This is a genomic window from Constrictibacter sp. MBR-5, from assembly GCF_040549485.1.
Lineage (GTDB): Bacteria > Pseudomonadota > Alphaproteobacteria > JAJUGE01 > JAJUGE01 > Constrictibacter.
In genome coordinates this window covers 211,445-226,540 of record NZ_JBEPTK010000004.1, presented here as the reverse complement: position 1 = coordinate 226,540, position 15,096 = coordinate 211,445, and the positions used below count along the sequence as shown (strand labels likewise).

17 protein-coding genes are annotated in these 15,096 nt (G+C 69.8%); 6 read left to right on the top strand and 11 right to left on the bottom strand.

What is annotated here, in order from left to right; genetic code table 11:
- The first annotated feature begins 21 nt into the window (after window positions 1–21).
- Together pyk and ABIE65_RS11135 are read left to right on the top strand one after the other, a co-directional pair.
- Window positions 22–1,443 carry a pyruvate kinase gene (gene pyk, locus ABIE65_RS11140; protein WP_354077743.1) on the top strand — a complete coding sequence of 474 codons (1,422 nt, stop codon included), beginning with the start codon at window positions 22–24 and terminating at the stop codon, window positions 1,441–1,443.
- A 93-nt stretch (window positions 1,444–1,536) separates the two neighbouring features.
- On the top strand, window positions 1,537–2,487 hold the full coding sequence (locus ABIE65_RS11135; RefSeq protein WP_354077741.1) for a cation diffusion facilitator family transporter: 951 nt from the start codon (window positions 1,537–1,539) through the stop codon (window positions 2,485–2,487).
- A 2-nt stretch (window positions 2,488–2,489) separates the two neighbouring features.
- On the opposite strand, the gene ABIE65_RS11130 is transcribed toward ABIE65_RS11135, so the two are convergent.
- From ABIE65_RS11130 to ABIE65_RS11120, 3 genes are all read right to left on the bottom strand, one after another.
- A complete protein-coding gene (locus ABIE65_RS11130; RefSeq protein WP_354077739.1) occupies window positions 2,490–3,629 on the bottom strand; it encodes a nitronate monooxygenase in 1,140 nt (379 codons plus the stop codon).
- 120 nt (window positions 3,630–3,749) lie between these two features.
- Window positions 3,750–4,859, bottom strand: a complete 1,110-nt coding sequence (locus ABIE65_RS11125; protein ID WP_354077737.1) for an LLM class flavin-dependent oxidoreductase — start codon at window positions 4,857–4,859, stop codon at window positions 3,750–3,752.
- A 141-nt stretch (window positions 4,860–5,000) separates the two neighbouring features.
- A complete protein-coding gene (locus ABIE65_RS11120; protein WP_354077736.1) occupies window positions 5,001–5,423 on the bottom strand; it encodes a metallopeptidase family protein in 423 nt (140 codons plus the stop codon).
- A 51-nt stretch (window positions 5,424–5,474) separates the two neighbouring features.
- Here ABIE65_RS11120 and ABIE65_RS11115 point away from each other — a divergent pair, with 51 nt between their 5' ends.
- Window positions 5,475–5,792, top strand: a complete 318-nt coding sequence (locus ABIE65_RS11115) for a 4a-hydroxytetrahydrobiopterin dehydratase (protein ID WP_354077735.1) — start codon at window positions 5,475–5,477, stop codon at window positions 5,790–5,792.
- 6 nt (window positions 5,793–5,798) lie between these two features.
- On the opposite strand, the gene ABIE65_RS11110 is transcribed toward ABIE65_RS11115, so the two are convergent.
- From ABIE65_RS11110 to phnG, 7 genes are read right to left on the bottom strand one after another with little or no spacing between them, the layout of a single operon-like run.
- A complete protein-coding gene (locus ABIE65_RS11110) occupies window positions 5,799–6,413 on the bottom strand; it encodes a pyridoxamine 5'-phosphate oxidase family protein (RefSeq protein WP_354077734.1) in 615 nt (204 codons plus the stop codon).
- Window positions 6,410–7,117, bottom strand: a complete 708-nt coding sequence (gene phnL / locus ABIE65_RS11105) for a phosphonate C-P lyase system protein PhnL (protein WP_354077732.1) — start codon at window positions 7,115–7,117, stop codon at window positions 6,410–6,412. Before phnL ends, ABIE65_RS11110 begins: the two co-directional genes overlap by 4 nt.
- Window positions 7,114–7,905, bottom strand: coding sequence for a phosphonate C-P lyase system protein PhnK (phnK, locus tag ABIE65_RS11100; protein WP_354077730.1), 792 nt, complete (start codon window positions 7,903–7,905; stop codon window positions 7,114–7,116). Before phnK ends, phnL begins: the two co-directional genes overlap by 4 nt.
- Window positions 7,902–8,813, bottom strand: coding sequence for an alpha-D-ribose 1-methylphosphonate 5-phosphate C-P-lyase PhnJ (locus ABIE65_RS11095; protein WP_354077729.1), 912 nt, complete (start codon window positions 8,811–8,813; stop codon window positions 7,902–7,904). The genes phnK and ABIE65_RS11095 overlap by 4 nt, the downstream gene beginning before the upstream one ends.
- A complete protein-coding gene (locus tag ABIE65_RS11090; protein WP_354077728.1) occupies window positions 8,810–9,910 on the bottom strand; it encodes a carbon-phosphorus lyase complex subunit in 1,101 nt (366 codons plus the stop codon). The genes ABIE65_RS11095 and ABIE65_RS11090 overlap by 4 nt, the downstream gene beginning before the upstream one ends.
- 1 nt (window position 9,911) lies before the next feature.
- Window positions 9,912–10,520 (bottom strand): phosphonate C-P lyase system protein PhnH, encoded by a 609-nt coding sequence (gene phnH, locus ABIE65_RS11085; protein WP_354077726.1) that lies wholly within the window; start codon window positions 10,518–10,520, stop codon window positions 9,912–9,914.
- Window positions 10,521–10,523: 3 nt separating this feature from the next.
- Window positions 10,524–11,000 carry a phosphonate C-P lyase system protein PhnG gene (gene phnG / locus ABIE65_RS11080; RefSeq protein ID WP_354077725.1) on the bottom strand — a complete coding sequence of 159 codons (477 nt, stop codon included), beginning with the start codon at window positions 10,998–11,000 and terminating at the stop codon, window positions 10,524–10,526.
- Window positions 11,001–11,091: 91 nt separating this feature from the next.
- Between phnG and phnF the strand changes: the two genes are divergently transcribed.
- Genes phnF through ABIE65_RS11065 form a run of 3 tightly spaced genes read left to right on the top strand, consistent with a single transcriptional unit; the run spans window position 11,092 to window position 13,623 of the window.
- Window positions 11,092–11,877, top strand: coding sequence for a phosphonate metabolism transcriptional regulator PhnF (phnF, locus tag ABIE65_RS11075; RefSeq protein WP_354077723.1), 786 nt, complete (start codon window positions 11,092–11,094; stop codon window positions 11,875–11,877).
- Window positions 11,878–11,903: 26 nt separating this feature from the next.
- The gene (locus tag ABIE65_RS11070; RefSeq protein WP_354077721.1) at window positions 11,904–13,046 is read left to right on the top strand and encodes an alpha-D-ribose 1-methylphosphonate 5-triphosphate diphosphatase; all 1,143 of its coding nucleotides are present in this window, start codon (window positions 11,904–11,906) and stop codon (window positions 13,044–13,046) included.
- Complete coding sequence (locus ABIE65_RS11065) at window positions 13,039–13,623, top strand: SixA phosphatase family protein (protein WP_354077719.1); 585 nt, start codon at window positions 13,039–13,041, stop codon at window positions 13,621–13,623. Before ABIE65_RS11070 ends, ABIE65_RS11065 begins: the two co-directional genes overlap by 8 nt.
- Here ABIE65_RS11065 and ABIE65_RS11060 read toward each other — a convergent pair.
- Entirely contained in the window at window positions 13,593–15,047 is a 1,455-nt protein-coding gene (locus tag ABIE65_RS11060) for a CHAD domain-containing protein (protein WP_354077717.1), read from the bottom strand. The two genes, ABIE65_RS11065 and ABIE65_RS11060, sit on opposite strands and share 31 nt — an antisense overlap.
- Between the last annotated feature and the right edge of the window lie 49 nt (window positions 15,048–15,096).

Sequence of the window (15,096 nt, the reverse complement as noted above, 5' to 3'; positions counted from 1 at the left end):
GCGAATCGGGACAGGCCAGGCATGCGACGTAGACGCAGCGCGAAGATCGTAGCGACGCTGGGACCGGCAAGCTCCAGCCCGGAGATGATCGCCGCGCTCTTCGAGCAGGGCGTCGACATCTTCCGCCTGAATTTCAGCCACGGTAGCCACGACGAGCACGCGGCCCGCCTGGACGCGATCCGCAAGCTGGAGCGCAGGCTGGGACGGCCGATCGGCGTCATGGCGGACCTGCAGGGGCCTAAGCTGCGCGTCGGGACGTTCGCCGGCGGGCCCGTCGAACTGAAGGCGGGACACCGGTTCCGGCTGGAGCTGAAGCGCAAGACCGGCGACGTCCACGGCGCCCGCCTGCCGCACCCGGAGATCTTCAAGGCGCTGGAGGTCGGCACCGACCTGCTGCTGAACGACGGGCGGATCAGGCTGCGCATCCTGGAGTGCGGACCGACCTTCGCGGACACCGAAGTCATCGCCGGGGGCGAGCTTTCGGACCGCAAGGGCGTCAACGTGCCGGGGGTGATGCTGCCGATATCGGCGCTGACCGACAAGGACCGTGACGACATGCGCTTCGCGCTGGACGCGGGCGTCGACTGGATCGCGCTGTCCTTCGTGCAGCGGCCGGAGGACGTGGCCGAGGCGCGCAAGTTGATCGCCGGGCGGGCGTCGGTCCTGATCAAGCTGGAGAAGCCGGCCGCGATCCAGCGGCTCGACGAACTGATCGACATGTCCGACGCGGTGATGGTGGCGCGCGGCGACCTGGGCGTGGAGATGCCGCCCGAGGACGTGCCGAGCCTGCAGAAGCAGATCGTCCGCGCCTGCCGCGACGCCGGCAAGCCGGTGATCGTCGCGACGCAGATGCTGGAGTCGATGGTCGGCTCGCCGTCGCCGACGCGGGCCGAGGCTTCGGACGTGGCGACGGCCGTCTACGACGGCGCCGACGCAGTGATGCTGTCGGCCGAGACGGCCGCCGGCCAGTATCCGCGCGAGGCGGTCGGCATCATGAACCGGATCATCCGCCGGACCGAGAGCGACCCGCACTATCGCGGCATCATGGATGCGGAGCACTGGCAGCCGCAGGCGAACGCCGCCGATGCGATTTCCGCGGCCGCGCGCCAGGTGGCGCATACCGTCGGAGCCTCGGCCATCGTCACCTACACGACCTCGGGCGCCACGACGCAGCGTGCGGCGCGCGAGCGGCCGGACGTGCCGATCCTCGGCCTGACCTCCGACATGCGCACGGCGCGGCGGCTGTCGCTGGTCTGGGGCGTGCACAGCGTCCACACCAGCGACGTCACCAGCTTCGCCAGCATGGTGCAGAAGGCGCGGGCGATCGCGCACCGCGAGGAGTATGCCGGGCCGGGCGACAAGGTGGTGATCACCGCCGGCGTTCCCTTCGGCACCCCGGGCGCGACGAACACGCTGCGGATCGCCTGGATCGAGCGCGAATAGGGGACCGGAACGCCTGCGGCATCGGGGCCATTGACCCTATAGGCGGTAGAGGGGCGAGCTAGAGGGAAGTTCGAACGCTTCGCAGGTGTGCCCATGGGCGCCGGTCACGGACATCACCACCACCAGCACGTCCACGCGGGCGACGAGCGGCGGGTGCTGCTCGCGCTGGCACTGACGGGCGGATTCATGGTCGCCGAGGCCGTGGGCGGGATCCTGTCGGGGTCGCTGGCGCTGCTGGCAGACGCCGGGCACATGCTGGCCGACACGGCGGCGCTGGGTCTCGCTTGGTATGCCTTCCGCATCGGCCGGCGGCGCGCGACGCCGGAGCGATCCTACGGCCACCACCGGTTTCAGATCCTGGCGGCGCTGATCAATGGCGGGACCCTTCTCGCCATCGCGGCATGGATCGCCGTCGAGGCCGTGCGCCGGCTGTTCGCGCCGGTCGAGGTGCTGGGCGGGACGATGCTGGTCATCGCCGTCCTCGGCCTCCTGGTGAATCTCGCCGCCTTCGCCATCCTGCACGGCGGCAGCCGCGAGAACCTGAACATTCGAGGTGCGGTGCTGCACGTGATGGGCGACCTACTGGGGTCGATCGCGGCCATCGTTGCGGCCGGTGTCATCATGTGGACCGGCTGGATGCCGATCGACCCGATCCTCTCCGTGCTCGTCGCGCTGCTGATCCTGCGCAGCGCCTGGGTGCTGGTGCGGCAGTCGTGGAACGTGCTGATGGAGAGCGCGCCGGAGGGTCTGGACGTCCCCGCGCTGCGCGAGGCCCTGACGAAAGCCGTGCCGGGGGTGCTCGACGTGCATCACGTGCACGCCTGGTCGCTGACGCCCGAGCGGCCGCTGCTGACGATGCACGCGACCATCGCCGAGGACGCCGACCACGACGCCGTGCTGCACCGGCTGCAGCGCGAAGTGGCCGAGCGCTACGGTATCGAGCATGCGACGATCCAGCTCGAGCGCGGCCGGTGCACCGATGCGCATGATCATGCCCATGAGCATGCTCACGAACACGAGCGGGCGCGGGCCGCGCCCGCCTGAGCCTATTCCGCGAGGGTCGCCGTCAGCCGCTCGACCGCCTCGGCATAGTCCTCCATGAAGGAAGCGACCACCTGTCGCGTCGTCTGCGGCGTCTCCATCAGGCCGACGCCCTGGCCGACATAGTAGGTGGCGAGCTGCTTCGCGCCGGCATGGCCGCCTTCGGCCAGCTTGTCGATCTTGGCCATGGCGGGGCGGCTGAGCAGGCCCTGGAAGGGCATGTGCAGCGGACTGGGTGCGTCTGGCGCGTGCCAGGCGTCGGTCCAGGCGGAGCGGAGCTGGCGCGTATATTTGCCGGTACGGCCGCGCGAACGGACGGTGTCGCGCGACGTCGCGGCCAGCATCTTCTCCTTCACCGTCGGGATCGTCTCCGCCTCGGCGGTGGTCAGCCAGACCGAGCCGGTCCAGACGCCCGCGGCTCCCATCGCCATGCAGGCCGCCATCTGGCGGCCGGTGACGATGCCGCCGGCGGCGAGGACCTTGACGCGGTCGCCCCACGGCTCCAGCGCGCGCAGCACCTCCGGCACCAGCACCATGGTCGAGACCTCGCCGCAATGGCCGCCGGCCTCGGTGCCCGAGACGATCAGAATGTCGACGCCGGCCTCGGCGTGGCGCAGGGCGTGCTCGCGCGCGCCGGTGAGGGCGCCGACCGGAATGCCGCGCGCTCGGGCGCGCTCGATCATCGAGGCGGGCGGCACGCCGAGCGCATTCACCACCAGTGCGATCGGGTGGTCGAAGGCGACGTCGAGCAGCTTCGAGGCGCCGGCCTCGCGCAGGTTGTCGCCATAGTCGGCGCCGACCTTGTCGGCCCACAGGTCGCTGGTGTCGATGCCGTGCTCGGCGAGCAGGTCCTCGACATAACGCCGATGCTCGGGCGGCACGCGCGCCTCGATGTCGGCGGCGGTGAGGCCGCCTTCCTTCGCCTCCAGCTTGTTCGGGATCAGCAGGTCGATGCCGTAGGGCCGGCCCTTCACCTTCTCGTCGATCCAGGAGAGCTCGATCTCCAGGCTCTCCGGCGTGTGGCCGACGGCACCGAGGACGCCGACGCCGCCGGCATTGGTCACCTCCGCCACGACGTCGCGGCAGTGGCTAAAGGCGAAGAGCGGAAAGTCGATGCCGAACTGCTCGCAGAGTTTGTTTTTCATGTTTTCTCCTGCTGCCGACGGCGCGTAGGGGCCGGGCTTGCCCGGCCCTCGCGACACGACCGTGATGCTGATGATCTCGATCGGGGCAGGGCAAGCCCCGCCCCTACGGTGATGCCGCCATCATTCCGCCGCGGCCGCCGCGGCGACCTTCGGCATCAGGTGCTTCACCCGTGGCACGACCTCGCTCTGGATCAGGCCCATGGAGGTCCGCCAGGCTTCGGGATTCTCGGCATAGTCGAAGCCGAAGACGAGCAGGCTGCCGAAGCCGCCGACCTCGTCGTAGACCTTCTCCAGCTTCTCGGCGACCGTCGCGGGGGAGCCCACGAGCCAGTTGTGCCGGGCGCAGTATTCGACCGTGACGTCGCTGTCGGGCACGTCGGGGGCGTGCTTCAGATACTCCTTGAAGCCGAAATTCTCGAGCAGCGGCAGGAAATACTCGCCCATCATCCGGCCCATCATGCCGCCGACCGAGAGGCGCCACGCCTCCTCGTCGGTCTCGGCGACGAAGATTTCGCGGACCAGCCGCCACTCGCTGCGCTGCGGCGTGCGGCCGGTGCGCCGCGCACCCTCCTCGACCGAATCCCAGTGGCTGGAGACGTAGGCGGGGTTCAGGTTGAGGCTCATCGGGATGAAGCCGCGCTCGCCGGCGAGCTTCAGCGTGTCGGAGTTCTTGCTGAGGCCGGCGACGCCGATCGGCGGGTGCGGCTGCTGCAGCGGCTTTATGTGCGGCTTGAGGAAGCCGAACATCGTGCCGGGCTTGTCGACCGACCAGTATTTGCCGCGATGCTCGAAAGTCTCCTCGGGCCCCCACATGCGCAGGATGATCTCCAGCGCCTCGCGGGTCATGTCGCGGTTCTGGCCGGACATGCCATCGACCTGGAACATCGCCCAGTCGCTCGGCAGACCGCTGGCCGCCACGCCGAAATTCAGCCGGCCGCCGGAGATGTGGTCGAGCATGGCGACGCGGTTGGCCAGTTCGGCCGGGTGGTGGTAGGGCAGCAGGAAGCCGCCCGGTCCGAGACGGATGTTCTTGGTCTGCATCAGCGCCTGGGCGACGAGCAGGTCGGGGGAGGGATGCGGTTCCCAGGGGGCGGTGTGATGCTCGCCGATCCAGGCCTCGGTGAAGCCCATCTCGTCGGCCCAGCGCAGGACCTGGAGGTCCCATTCGTGCCCGTCGCGCAACGACCGCTCCGGCGGGTGCGAGGGCATGGTGAAAAGCCCGAAATCCATGGCGTCCTCCTGCAGTCTTGTCCGTGCCGGCTTGGTGCCGGCTGCGGCGAGGTGCAGGCGAGACCTGCGCCTCGACGGGCACAGTCTTCCACCGAATCGATTTCACGGAAAGATGGGACGGCGCCGCCGGGCGCGCGACCGTCAGTTGCGGCTCTCGCCGGCCTCGATCGCGTCCATGTCCTCGTCGGACAGGCCGAAATGATGGCCGATCTCGTGAATCAGCACGTGCCGGACGACATGTTCCAGGTCCTCGCCGGTGTCGCACCAATAGTCGAGGATCGGCCGGCGATAGAGGTAGATCATGTCGAGGTCGGTGGTCGGCGCCAGGACGCTCTTCTCGGCGAGCGAGACACCGCGATACAGGCCGAGCAGGTCGAACGGCGATTCCAACTCCATCTCGCGCTCGGTCTCCGCGTCGGGAAACTCGTCCACATGGATGACGACGCCGCGCACGTGGCGGCTGAGTTCGGGGGGGATGGTCTCGAACGCACGCTCGGCCATCTCCTCCATCTCCTCGATGGACGGGGCGGAGCCGAAGGGGCCGCGGGGGTTCGGTTTCGACATGGCCGGCCCATATTCCTGCAGAGCGTGGACCGCAGAAATAGGGAGTTCCCGATGGCGGACAAGAGCAGGCCGAAGCGCCTCGAAGGCAGCGACCGGGCGCATGCGCTGGCGGGGCTTTCCGGCTGGCACCCGGTCGAGGATCGCGACGCGATCGCCAAGACCTTCAAGTTCGCCGACTTCAACGAGGCGTTCGGCTTCATGAGCCGCGTGGCGATGATGGCCGAGCGGATGGACCATCATCCGGAATGGTTCAACGTGTACAGCCGGGTCGAGGTGACCCTCTCGACGCACGACGCCCAGGGCCTGACAGCGCTCGACGTGCGGCTCGCCAAGTTCATGGACGGCGTCGCCGGCGGCTCGAGCGCCTGACCCCGGTCAGTACAGCGACGCCTCGACCCGCTCCGGCAACGCCGCGTCGTAGGCGTCGGCGTCGAAACTGTCGCGGCAGGCCTTCAGCATCGCGCCGGCGGTCGGAACGGCCGCGCGCTCGACTCGGGCGGCGGAGTCCCAGAGCGACGAGCGGACCAGGGCGCGCGAGCACTGGAAGTAGACGGTGTCGATGGTGATGCGGATGCAGAGCCGCGGCAGCTTTCCGTCCACGGCGAAGCTTTTCGCCAAGTCTGGATCGGCATCGAGTTCGGCGGTGCCGTTGATGCGCAGCGTCTCGCCGACGCCGGGGATCAGGAACAGCAGCCCGACGCGCGGGTCGGCGACGATGTTGCGCAGGCTGTCGATGCGGTTGTTGCCGCGCCGGTCGGGCACGACGAGGGTGCGATCGTCGACCACGCGCACGAAGCCGGGCGCGTCGCCGCGCGGCGAACAGTCGAGGCCGCCGGGGCCGACGGTCGCGAGGGCGAAGAAGGGTGCCGTCTCGACGAAGGCGCGGTAGGGTGCCGTAAGACGGTCGACCTCCTTCACGAGCGAGCGCTCGTCGGGCTCGCCGTAGAGCGCTTCCAGCGCTGCGGCCGTATCGATCCTCGTCCCGCTCATGCCGCCCTGCTCGTCTCCACGGGAGTCATCTCGAAGATGCGCGTCGCGACGGCCTCGCGGACGGCCTCGTCGTGGAAGATGCCGAGGATCGCCGCCCCCGCCTCGCGCACCTCGCGGATCATGTCGACCACGGTGTCGCGGTTCCGTGCGTCGAGCGACGCGGTGGGTTCGTCCAGCAGCAGCACGGGATAGGGATGGGCGAAGCCGCGGGCGATGTTCACGCGCTGCTGTTCGCCGCCGGAGAAGGTGGCGGGCGGCAGGTTCCAGAGCCGCTCCGGGATGCGCAGCCGCGCCAGCAGTTCGCCGGCGCGCTCGCGCGCCTTCTCGCGGCCGACGCCGACGGCACGTACCGGCTCTGCCACCACGTCGATGGTCGGCACGCGGGGGATGACGCGCAGGAACTGGCTGACGAAGCCCATGGTGCGGCGGCGAACCTCCAGCACCTCGCGCGGCTCCGCAGTCAGCATGTCGACCAGCTGCCCGTCGTGCCGTACCAGCACGCTGCCCGTCTGCGGCCGATAGTTGGCGTAGACGCAGCGCATGAAGCTGCTCTTGCCGGCACCGGACGGCCCGCTGAGCACCACGGCCTCGCCCGGCGCGATGGTGAGGTCGATGTCGCGCAGCACGGGCAGGGTCGTGCCCTGGATGTGCAGCGTGAAGGTCTTGCTCAGTTCCCGGACGATGAGGGAAGGGGGCAGGGTCATGGCTGGAGCACCGAGGAGACGAGAAGCTGGGTGTAGGCGTGATGCGGATCGTCGAGGACCTGGTCGGTCAGGCCGGTCTCGACGACCTCGCCGCGATGCATGACGAGCATCCGGTGCGACAGCATCCGCGCCACCGCGAGGTCGTGCGTCACGATGATCGCCGACAGGCCGAAGTCGGCGATGAGTTCGCGCAGCAGGTCGAGCAGTCGCGCCTGGACCGAGACGTCGAGCCCACCGGTCGGCTCGTCCATGAAGATCAGGCGCGGCTTGGTGACGAGGTTGCGGGCGATCTGCAGCCGCTGGAGCATGCCGCCGGAGAAGGTGCGCGGCATGTCGTCGATGCGGCCCACGTCGATCTCGACCTTGCCCAGCCAGTCGGTCGCCTCGCCGCGGATGTCGCCATAGTGCCGGGCGCCGAGCGCCATCAGCCGTTCGCCCACATTGGCGCCGGCCGAGACCCGCATCCGCAGGCCCTGGCGCGCGTCCTGATGGACGAAGCCCCAGTCGGTGCGCATCAGCATGCGGCGCGATGCCTCCGACATCCGATAGATGTCCTGCAGCCCGTCGGTGCGGCTGTTGTAGCGCACCGTGCCGGCCGTCGGCTCGAGCTGGGCGGACAGGCAGTTCAGCAGGGTGGTCTTGCCGGAGCCGGATTCGCCGACGACCGCGATCACCTCGCCGGGCCAGAGGTCGAAGGATATGTTGCGGCAGCCGAGGTTGGCGCCGTGGTAGCGCGCCACCTCGCGCACCCGCAGCAGCGGAAGTTCGCGCGCGTCCATGCCGCTCATTCCGCCGCTCCCTTCCAGGGTGCTGCCGTTTCCGTCTGCTGCGCGGCCTGCCGTTCGCCGCAATGGTGGCTGTCGGAGCAGACGAACATCCGCCCGCCCCTGTCGTCGACGACGACCTCGTCGAGATAGGTGTCGGTGGCGCCGCACAGCGTGCAGGCCTCGTCCCATTTCTGCACGGTGAAGGGATGGTCCTCGAAGTCGAGGCTGGTCACCGTCGTGTAGGGCGGGATGGCGTAGATGCGCTTCTCGCGGCCGGCGCCGAACAGCTGGATCGCCGGGTTCATGTGCATCTTCGGATTGTCGAACTTCGGGATCGGCGACGGTGCGGTCACGTAGCGGCCGTTCACCTTGACCGGATAGTCGTAGGAGGTCGCGATGCGGCCGTGCTTGGCGATGTCCTCGTAGAGCCGGACGTGCATGGCGCCATATTCCTGCAGCGCATGCATCTTGCGCGTCTCGGCCTCGCGCGGCTCCAGCCAGCGCAGCGGCTCCGGGATCGGCACCTGGTAGACCAGGATCTGCCCCTCGCGCAGCGGCTTCTCCGGGATGCGATGGCGGGTCTGGATGACGGTCGCCTCGTCCGTCGCCTCCGTGGTGGCGACGCCGGCGGTGCGGGCGAAGAAGCGGCGGATGCTGACGGCGTTGGTGGTGTCGTCGGCGCCCTGGTCGATGACCTTCAGGACGTCGTCGGGGCCGATGACGCTCGCCGTCACCTGGATGCCGCCGGTCCCCCAGCCGTAGGGCAAGGGCATCTCGCGGCTGGCGAACGGTACTTGGTAGCCGGGGATGGCGACCGCCTTCAGGATGCAGCGGCGGATCATCCGCTTCGTCTGCTCGTCCAGATAGGCGAAATTGTAGCCGGGATCGGTCGTGGTCGTGGGCGCGGACGATGTGGTCGCGGCGCTCATTCCGCTGCCTCCTTCGCGCTGTTCTCGCGTTCGGCGATTTCCCGGCGCATGCCGCGGATCATCTCCAGCTCGCCCTGGAAATCGACATAGTGGGGCAGCTTCAGATGCTGGACGAAGCCCGAGGCCTCGACATTGTCGCTGTGGGACATGACGAACTCCTGGTCCTGCGCCGGCGCCGTCGGTTCCTCGTCGAGTTCGGCGGCGCGCAGCGCGCGGTCGACCAGGGCCATCGCCATCGCCTTGCGCTCGCAGTGGCCGAAGGTCAGGCCGTAGCCGCGGGTGAACTGCGGCGGCTGGGTCTTCGAGCCCTTGAAGTGATTGACCATCTGGCACTCGGTCACGGTGATCTCGCCGATCTCGATGGCGAAGCCCAGTTCCTCCGGCACGAACTCGACCGCCACCTCGCCCAGGCGAACCTCGCCGACGAAGGGATGGTTGCGGCCATAGCCGCGCTGGGTCGAGTAGCCGAGGCTGAGCAGGAAGCCCTCGTCGCCACGCGCCAGGTTCTGCAGCCGCGCGCCGCGCGGCGCCGGGAAGCGCAGTGGGTCGCGGGTGATGTCCGGCACGTCCCGCTCGTCGGGTTCGGGACGTTCGGATTCGATCAGGCTCTGGCTGTCGAGGATATCGGTCACGCGCGGCATCGCGTCTTCGATGGGCGTCGGTGCGGTCGGCGCGGCGGCCCGATCGGCGGTGCCGGCCAGGCCGAAGTCGAGCAGGCGGTGGGTGTAGTCGAAGGTCGGTCCCAGCACCTGTCCGCCAGGAAGATCCTTGAACGTCGCCGAGATCCGCCGGCGGATCGCCATGTGGCCGGTGTCGACCGGCTCGGAGGCGCCGAAGCGGGGCAGGGTCGTGCGGTAGGCGCGGAGCAGGAACACCGCCTCGATCACGTCGCCGCAGGCCTGCTTCAGCGCCAGGGCGGCGAGATCGGGATCGTAGAGCGAGCCTTCCGTCATCACCCGGTCGACCGCGAGGCCGAGCTGTTCGCGGATCTGCGCCAGGGTGAGTTCGGGATGGGCGGTGTCGCCCCGCCGGGTCTCCTCCAGCAGGCTGTGGCTGTTCAGGATGGCGCGCTCGCCGCCCTTTACCGCGACATACATGTCAGATCTCCACCTTCACGGTGCGGGGCAGTGCGGCGAGCCGGTCACCGCAGGTGAGGATCAAATCGACCCCGCCCGGAAACAGGACGCGGTTTTCGCGCCACTGATCCCAGATCCGCGCCGGCAAACCGTCCACCGCGAGGTGTGCTTCGCCCAGGATGCCGGGACCGACGAGACGCACGCCGCCAGTAGACTCCAGACCGGCGACCTCGATCACCAAGGTGGTCGAGCGATCGGGATACTCGTCGGTGCCAGGGTCGAAGGCGGACAGCGGCAGCATCGCGGTCGGGTCGGCGACCAGTGCGAAGCGGGCCGCGGCCGGATCGGCGACGACTGGGCAGCCGCAGTGGAAGCGCAGCCAGTCGCGGGCCGGACGCCCCGTGGCGTCGAGCCAGACGGGCGTCTCGTAGTCGGCGAGTGCCAGGAACGCGGCGGCCGCGGCTCGCGACAGCGGTGCGGGCGCGGCCGCGAGCGTGCCGGCGCCGACGATCCGGCCGGGATAGCTCATCGCCTCCAGCAGGCGGCGGAACATGTCCTGGCTGTCGAAGACCGGGTTCGCGAACCCCGGGGCCATCGCCGGAGCAGCGAGGGGGGAGGCGGTGGGACCCATGGATCAATCCTCGCCGCGGACCATGGTGAAGAAGTCGACGCGCGTCGCCGCGGCCTTGGTCGATGCGGTGCGGCGCCGGTCGCCCTGGGCGGTCCGGAGCGGCTCGATCACCGAGGCAATGAGGGCGTCCCGCCGGGTCTCGTCCTGCAGCATGGCGTCGAGCACCGCCGCGAGTTCGGCATGGCGCTTGTCGCGGCCAGCGACGTAGCCGTAGCCGATGCCGCCGTCTGCGACCTGCACGGCGCAGCGGGTCACGGTCATCTCTCCGAGATTGAAGCGCTCCCCGGTGCCGCCGGCGCGCCCGCGCACCATGACCATGCCGATCTCGGGGCGGCGCAGGAAGGCGTAGGCGGGCGGGGCATCGATCCCGGCGAAGGCCGTTTCGACCTCGGCCGGCAGCGCCTTGGCGAGGACTCCGATCCAGTCGGCCCGTCCGGGCGGTGCCTCCGCCGGGAACGCCCCCGCTGCCATGTCCAGCATCTCGCACCTCAAATTCGTCTAGACATCCGAATGTCTGGTGAGCTAGAAACTAGGGCAGGGACAGCCGGGATGTAAAGCGGAGTTCGGTGACATGTTCGTGACGGAAGCCGGCGCTCTCGCCGATGCGGCGGCGGACGGTGCCGACGAGGCCGGGCGCGGCCTCGAGCGTGGCGGCGGCTTCGCGCTCTGGCGGCAGATCGCCCGCACCCTGGAGGAGGAGATCGCGCGCGGCGACCATGCGCCCGGGGCGCGCCTGCCGACCGAGGCGGATCTCGCTGCGCGGTTCCGCGTGAACCGGCACACGCTGCGCCGGGCGGTCGCCGAACTGGCGGCGCGCGCCCTCGTCCGCGTGGAACAGGGCCGCGGCACCTTCGTCCAGGAGAACGTCATCGACTATGCCGTCGGACGGCGGACGCGATTCAGCGAGAATGTCGCGCGCGTCGGTGGCGCACCCGGCGGACGCCTGCTGCGCGCCGCGACGATGCCGGCACCCGCACCGGTCGCTGCCGCGCTCGACCTCAAGCCGGGCCGGCCGGTGACGCTGATCGAGCGGGTCGGCGAGGTGGACGGCCGGCCGGTCAATATCGGGCTGCATTATTTCTGCGCCGAACGCTTTCCGGCGATGATCGATTCCTACCGTGCGACCCAGTCGATCACCGCCTCGCTGGCGCGGCTGGGCGTCGCCGACTATGTCCGCCGGGTGACGCGGGTGACGGCGCGGATGCCGAGCCAGGACGAGGCCCATATCCTGCAGCAGCCGGCGACCCGGCCGCTGCTTCAGACGGAATCGATCAACACGGATACCGACGGAAGCCCGGTCGAATACGGCATCTGCCGCTTCGCGGGCGATCGCATGCAACTCGTCTTCGAGCCTTGAGCCGGACGGACAAGAGGGAGCATCGGATGCGGCAGAGACTCGTCGGCGGGCGCGTGCTCGTCGCAGGCGGCGGCCTGGAGGAAACGAGCGTCGAAGTGCAGGACGGTCAGATCGCTGGGGTCGGCGGTTCGGGTGACGGCGCTGCCGCCGAGATCGACGTTGGCGGCGCCCTGGTCCTCCCGGGCATCGTCGACTTCCACGGCGACGCCTTCGAGCGTCAGGTCATGCCGCGGCCCGGCGTCCGGGTGCCGATCGACATCGCGCTGCTCGACACCGATGCGCAGCTCGCGGCCGCCGGCATCACCACGGCGTTCCACGGCATCACCTGCTCGTGGGAGCCGGGGCTGCGCAGCGTCGCGACCATGCGCGAGCTGTTCGACGGCTTCGCGCGGCTGGCGCCGACCGTTCTGGTCGATCACCGCGTGCACCTGCGCTACGAGGCCGACAATCTCGATGCGGTCGACGAGGTCGCCGAGGGGATGAGGGCGGGCCGCATCCACCTGCTGGCGCTCAACGATCACACCCCGGCGATCGCGTCGCGGCTCGACCGGCCTGATGCGCTGGCGAAGTACACCGACCGGGCCTGCGTCTCCGCCGAGCGGTTCCGGGAGCTCTGCCTCGCAGCGATGGAGCGGCGGCGCGAGGTGCCGGCGGCGATCGAGACGCTGACGGGCGTTGCGCGCGAGGCGGGGGTGCCGATCGCGGCGCACGACGAGACCTCCGTCGCCCAGCGGCGGCACAATCGCGCCCTCGGGGCGATGGTCTGCGAGTTCCCCATGGACCGCGGCGCCGCGGTGGATGCCGCGGGCGCCGGGGAGTTCGTCGTGATGGGCGCTCCCAACGTCGTCCGCGGCGGCAGCCATCTCGGCAATGGCGGGGCCGCGGACTATGTCGCCGAGGGGCTCTGCGGCATCCTCGCCTCCGACTATCACTACCCGTCGCTGTTCAATGCGCCGTTCAAGCTCGCGACGACCGGCAAGGTGAGCTTCGCGGACGCATGGCGGCTCGTTTCGGCGGCGCCGGCCGCTGCGGTCGGGCTGCACGACCGGGGCGAGATCAGGCCGGGCGCGCGGGCCGACATCCTGGTCGTCCGCGACGGCGGCGTGGTGCCCCGGCTCGCGCGCGTCATGGTCGGCGGGTCTACCGTCTACGCGACCGGCCATGGCTGAGGGCCCCCGCAGACTCTGCCTTCTGCGTCACGCCAAGTCGAGTTGGGAGGATGCGAGCCTGCCGGATTTCGACCGGCCGCTGGCGCCGCGCGGGCGGCAGGCGGCGCCGCTGGTCGCCGCCTGGCTTGCGGACGCAGGCCTGCGCCCGGACGTGGTGCTGTGCTCGCCCGCGCTGCGCACCCGGCAGACATGGGACATCGTGGCGCCTTTCCTGGACGGGCCGCCGGAGGCGCACTATCCGCGGAGTATTTACGAGGCCCCGTGGGTCCGGTTGCTGAAGGTGCTGCGCGACCTTCCGGAGACGGCCGGAACGGCGATGCTGATCGGGCACAATCCGGGGATGGAGGATCTGGCCTGCCGACTGGCGCGTGGGGATTCGGACGCCGACGCGCTCGCCCGCCTGCGCCGGAAATTTCCGACGGCGGCGCTGGCGGTGTTCGAGTGCAGCGAGGGCGCCTGGGCCGATCTCGGCACCGGCGCGGCGCGTCTCACGGCGTTCGTTCGCCCGAAGGATCTCGCACGCTTCGCGGACCTTGCCGACCCGGATCAGGTCCAGAAGCGCGACAGGCCGGCATAATCCTTCCAGACGCCCGCGAAACGCGTGCGCTCGCTTCCGGTCTTCGCCAGCTGCCAGCCCCGGATCAGGCCGGCGGCCTCGCCGACCAGCGCCGGATCGACGTTCGCCTCGCGCAGGCGATGCGTGAGGACCGCGACATGGTCGGCAGCGACGGCGGCATCGTTCACCACGCCCAGGGCATCCTGTACCGCCTTCACCCGCTTCAGGAAGCGCTTCTGCTTCTTGCGCGGGTGCAGACTGCCGAAGAATTCGATGGCGTAGCGGAGCTTCTTCGCCTGGATGCGGACGTTGTGCAGCACCTCCGGCGCCGCTTCGGCGTGCTCGCGACCGCGCCGTTTGAGCTTGCGGTGCTGCTTCGAGAGGATCCGCGCGGCGAACGGGCCGATCGGCTCTTCGGCCTCAGGCAAGTAGGAGCCGGGTGCGAGGATCCATGCGGCCGTGTCGAGGATGAGGGCAGCGAATGAGGGCGCCTGAACCGCCGCCGCCGCCGCCGCATGCGCGACCTCCCGCTCGGCGAGTGCCGCATCGCGGGCGTGATCGAGGGCGTCCGCCTCGGGTACCTGCTGAGCGAGAGGTTCCAGCAGTTCGGCGATGAACACGTCCCATTCGCGCATGGGGCCGAGCAGCTTCTGGAAGTCGGACAGCGACTCCTTCTTTTCCGCGTGCGCGATCGGCTCGAAGACGGGCGCGAAGAGGCTGAGCAGTGCCCGCAGGCGGCGCACGCCGACTCGCATCTGGTGCACGCCCTCTGCCGCGCCCTCCACCACGCCCGCACGATTGGCGACGATCTGGTGCAGGCAGGAGAGTGCCATCGCACGGAAGGCGTCGGCGGAAGTCTCTGCCTCGTCGAGATCGATGGGCGAGGAGACGGCCGTCTCGTCGGTCGGCCATGCGATCGGGAGGCCGACCGCCTCATGGAGGCGGAGGCCGAAGCGCAGCAGCATGTCGGCATGCGCGACGTCGGCCATCAGTTCGATGCGGCGGCGACCGTCCACCAGCGGGTGCGTGACGCAGACCATGGCCACGCCTTCGTAGGTAAAGGCTGTTTCGGTGCGCGTCGTGGCGAACGGCACGCCGTCGGTCATCGCTGCGGGCAGGTCGTCGATCGCATGCGCGACCTTCAGGCCGGCGAGCATGAAGGGCCAGTCCAGATCCGCGCTGCCGGCGGGCGCCGACATCCGTCGCTCCTGGACGAGCGGAAACCTTCCGGCTTCACGCAGTATGAGGAGGGTCGCCCGCTGGCGCGAGACGACGCCGATTTCCACCGGGGCACCCTTCGGCTGCGGCAGGCGGACAAGATGCCCCTCCCGGCGGCGCCGTCGGGGGCTGTCTGCGGCAGCGATAGCCTGCAGCGCGGCGTTCACCTGCGCGGCTTCCGCGCGGCTGGCGTCGAACCCGAGGATCGCCGATTCTTCGAAGGGCACGATGACTGTTTCCCGCTGTCTGTCGGTGTCAGGCCTACGACACGTCCGC

What these genes read in the sequence shown, in the direction of transcription:
- pyk (WP_354077743.1), top strand. Translation starts at nt 22, where the DNA reads ATGCGACGTAGACGCAGCGCGAAGATCGTAGCGACGCTGGGACCGGCA.
- ABIE65_RS11135 (WP_354077741.1), top strand. Translation starts at nt 1,537, where the DNA reads ATGGGCGCCGGTCACGGACATCACCACCACCAGCACGTCCACGCGGGC.
- ABIE65_RS11130 (WP_354077739.1), bottom strand. Translation starts at nt 3,629, where the DNA reads ATGAAAAACAAACTCTGCGAGCAGTTCGGCATCGACTTTCCGCTCTTC.
- ABIE65_RS11125 (WP_354077737.1), bottom strand. Translation starts at nt 4,859, where the DNA reads ATGGATTTCGGGCTTTTCACCATGCCCTCGCACCCGCCGGAGCGGTCG.
- ABIE65_RS11120 (WP_354077736.1), bottom strand. Translation starts at nt 5,423, where the DNA reads ATGTCGAAACCGAACCCCCGCGGCCCCTTCGGCTCCGCCCCGTCCATC.
- ABIE65_RS11115 (WP_354077735.1), top strand. Translation starts at nt 5,475, where the DNA reads ATGGCGGACAAGAGCAGGCCGAAGCGCCTCGAAGGCAGCGACCGGGCG.
- ABIE65_RS11110 (WP_354077734.1), bottom strand. Translation starts at nt 6,413, where the DNA reads ATGAGCGGGACGAGGATCGATACGGCCGCAGCGCTGGAAGCGCTCTAC.
- phnL (WP_354077732.1), bottom strand. Translation starts at nt 7,117, where the DNA reads ATGACCCTGCCCCCTTCCCTCATCGTCCGGGAACTGAGCAAGACCTTC.
- phnK (WP_354077730.1), bottom strand. Translation starts at nt 7,905, where the DNA reads ATGAGCGGCATGGACGCGCGCGAACTTCCGCTGCTGCGGGTGCGCGAG.
- ABIE65_RS11095 (WP_354077729.1), bottom strand. Translation starts at nt 8,813, where the DNA reads ATGAGCGCCGCGACCACATCGTCCGCGCCCACGACCACGACCGATCCC.
- ABIE65_RS11090 (WP_354077728.1), bottom strand. Translation starts at nt 9,910, where the DNA reads ATGTATGTCGCGGTAAAGGGCGGCGAGCGCGCCATCCTGAACAGCCAC.
- phnH (WP_354077726.1), bottom strand. Translation starts at nt 10,520, where the DNA reads ATGGGTCCCACCGCCTCCCCCCTCGCTGCTCCGGCGATGGCCCCGGGG.
- phnG (WP_354077725.1), bottom strand. Translation starts at nt 11,000, where the DNA reads ATGCTGGACATGGCAGCGGGGGCGTTCCCGGCGGAGGCACCGCCCGGA.
- phnF (WP_354077723.1), top strand. Translation starts at nt 11,092, where the DNA reads ATGTTCGTGACGGAAGCCGGCGCTCTCGCCGATGCGGCGGCGGACGGT.
- ABIE65_RS11070 (WP_354077721.1), top strand. Translation starts at nt 11,904, where the DNA reads ATGCGGCAGAGACTCGTCGGCGGGCGCGTGCTCGTCGCAGGCGGCGGC.
- ABIE65_RS11065 (WP_354077719.1), top strand. Translation starts at nt 13,039, where the DNA reads ATGGCTGAGGGCCCCCGCAGACTCTGCCTTCTGCGTCACGCCAAGTCG.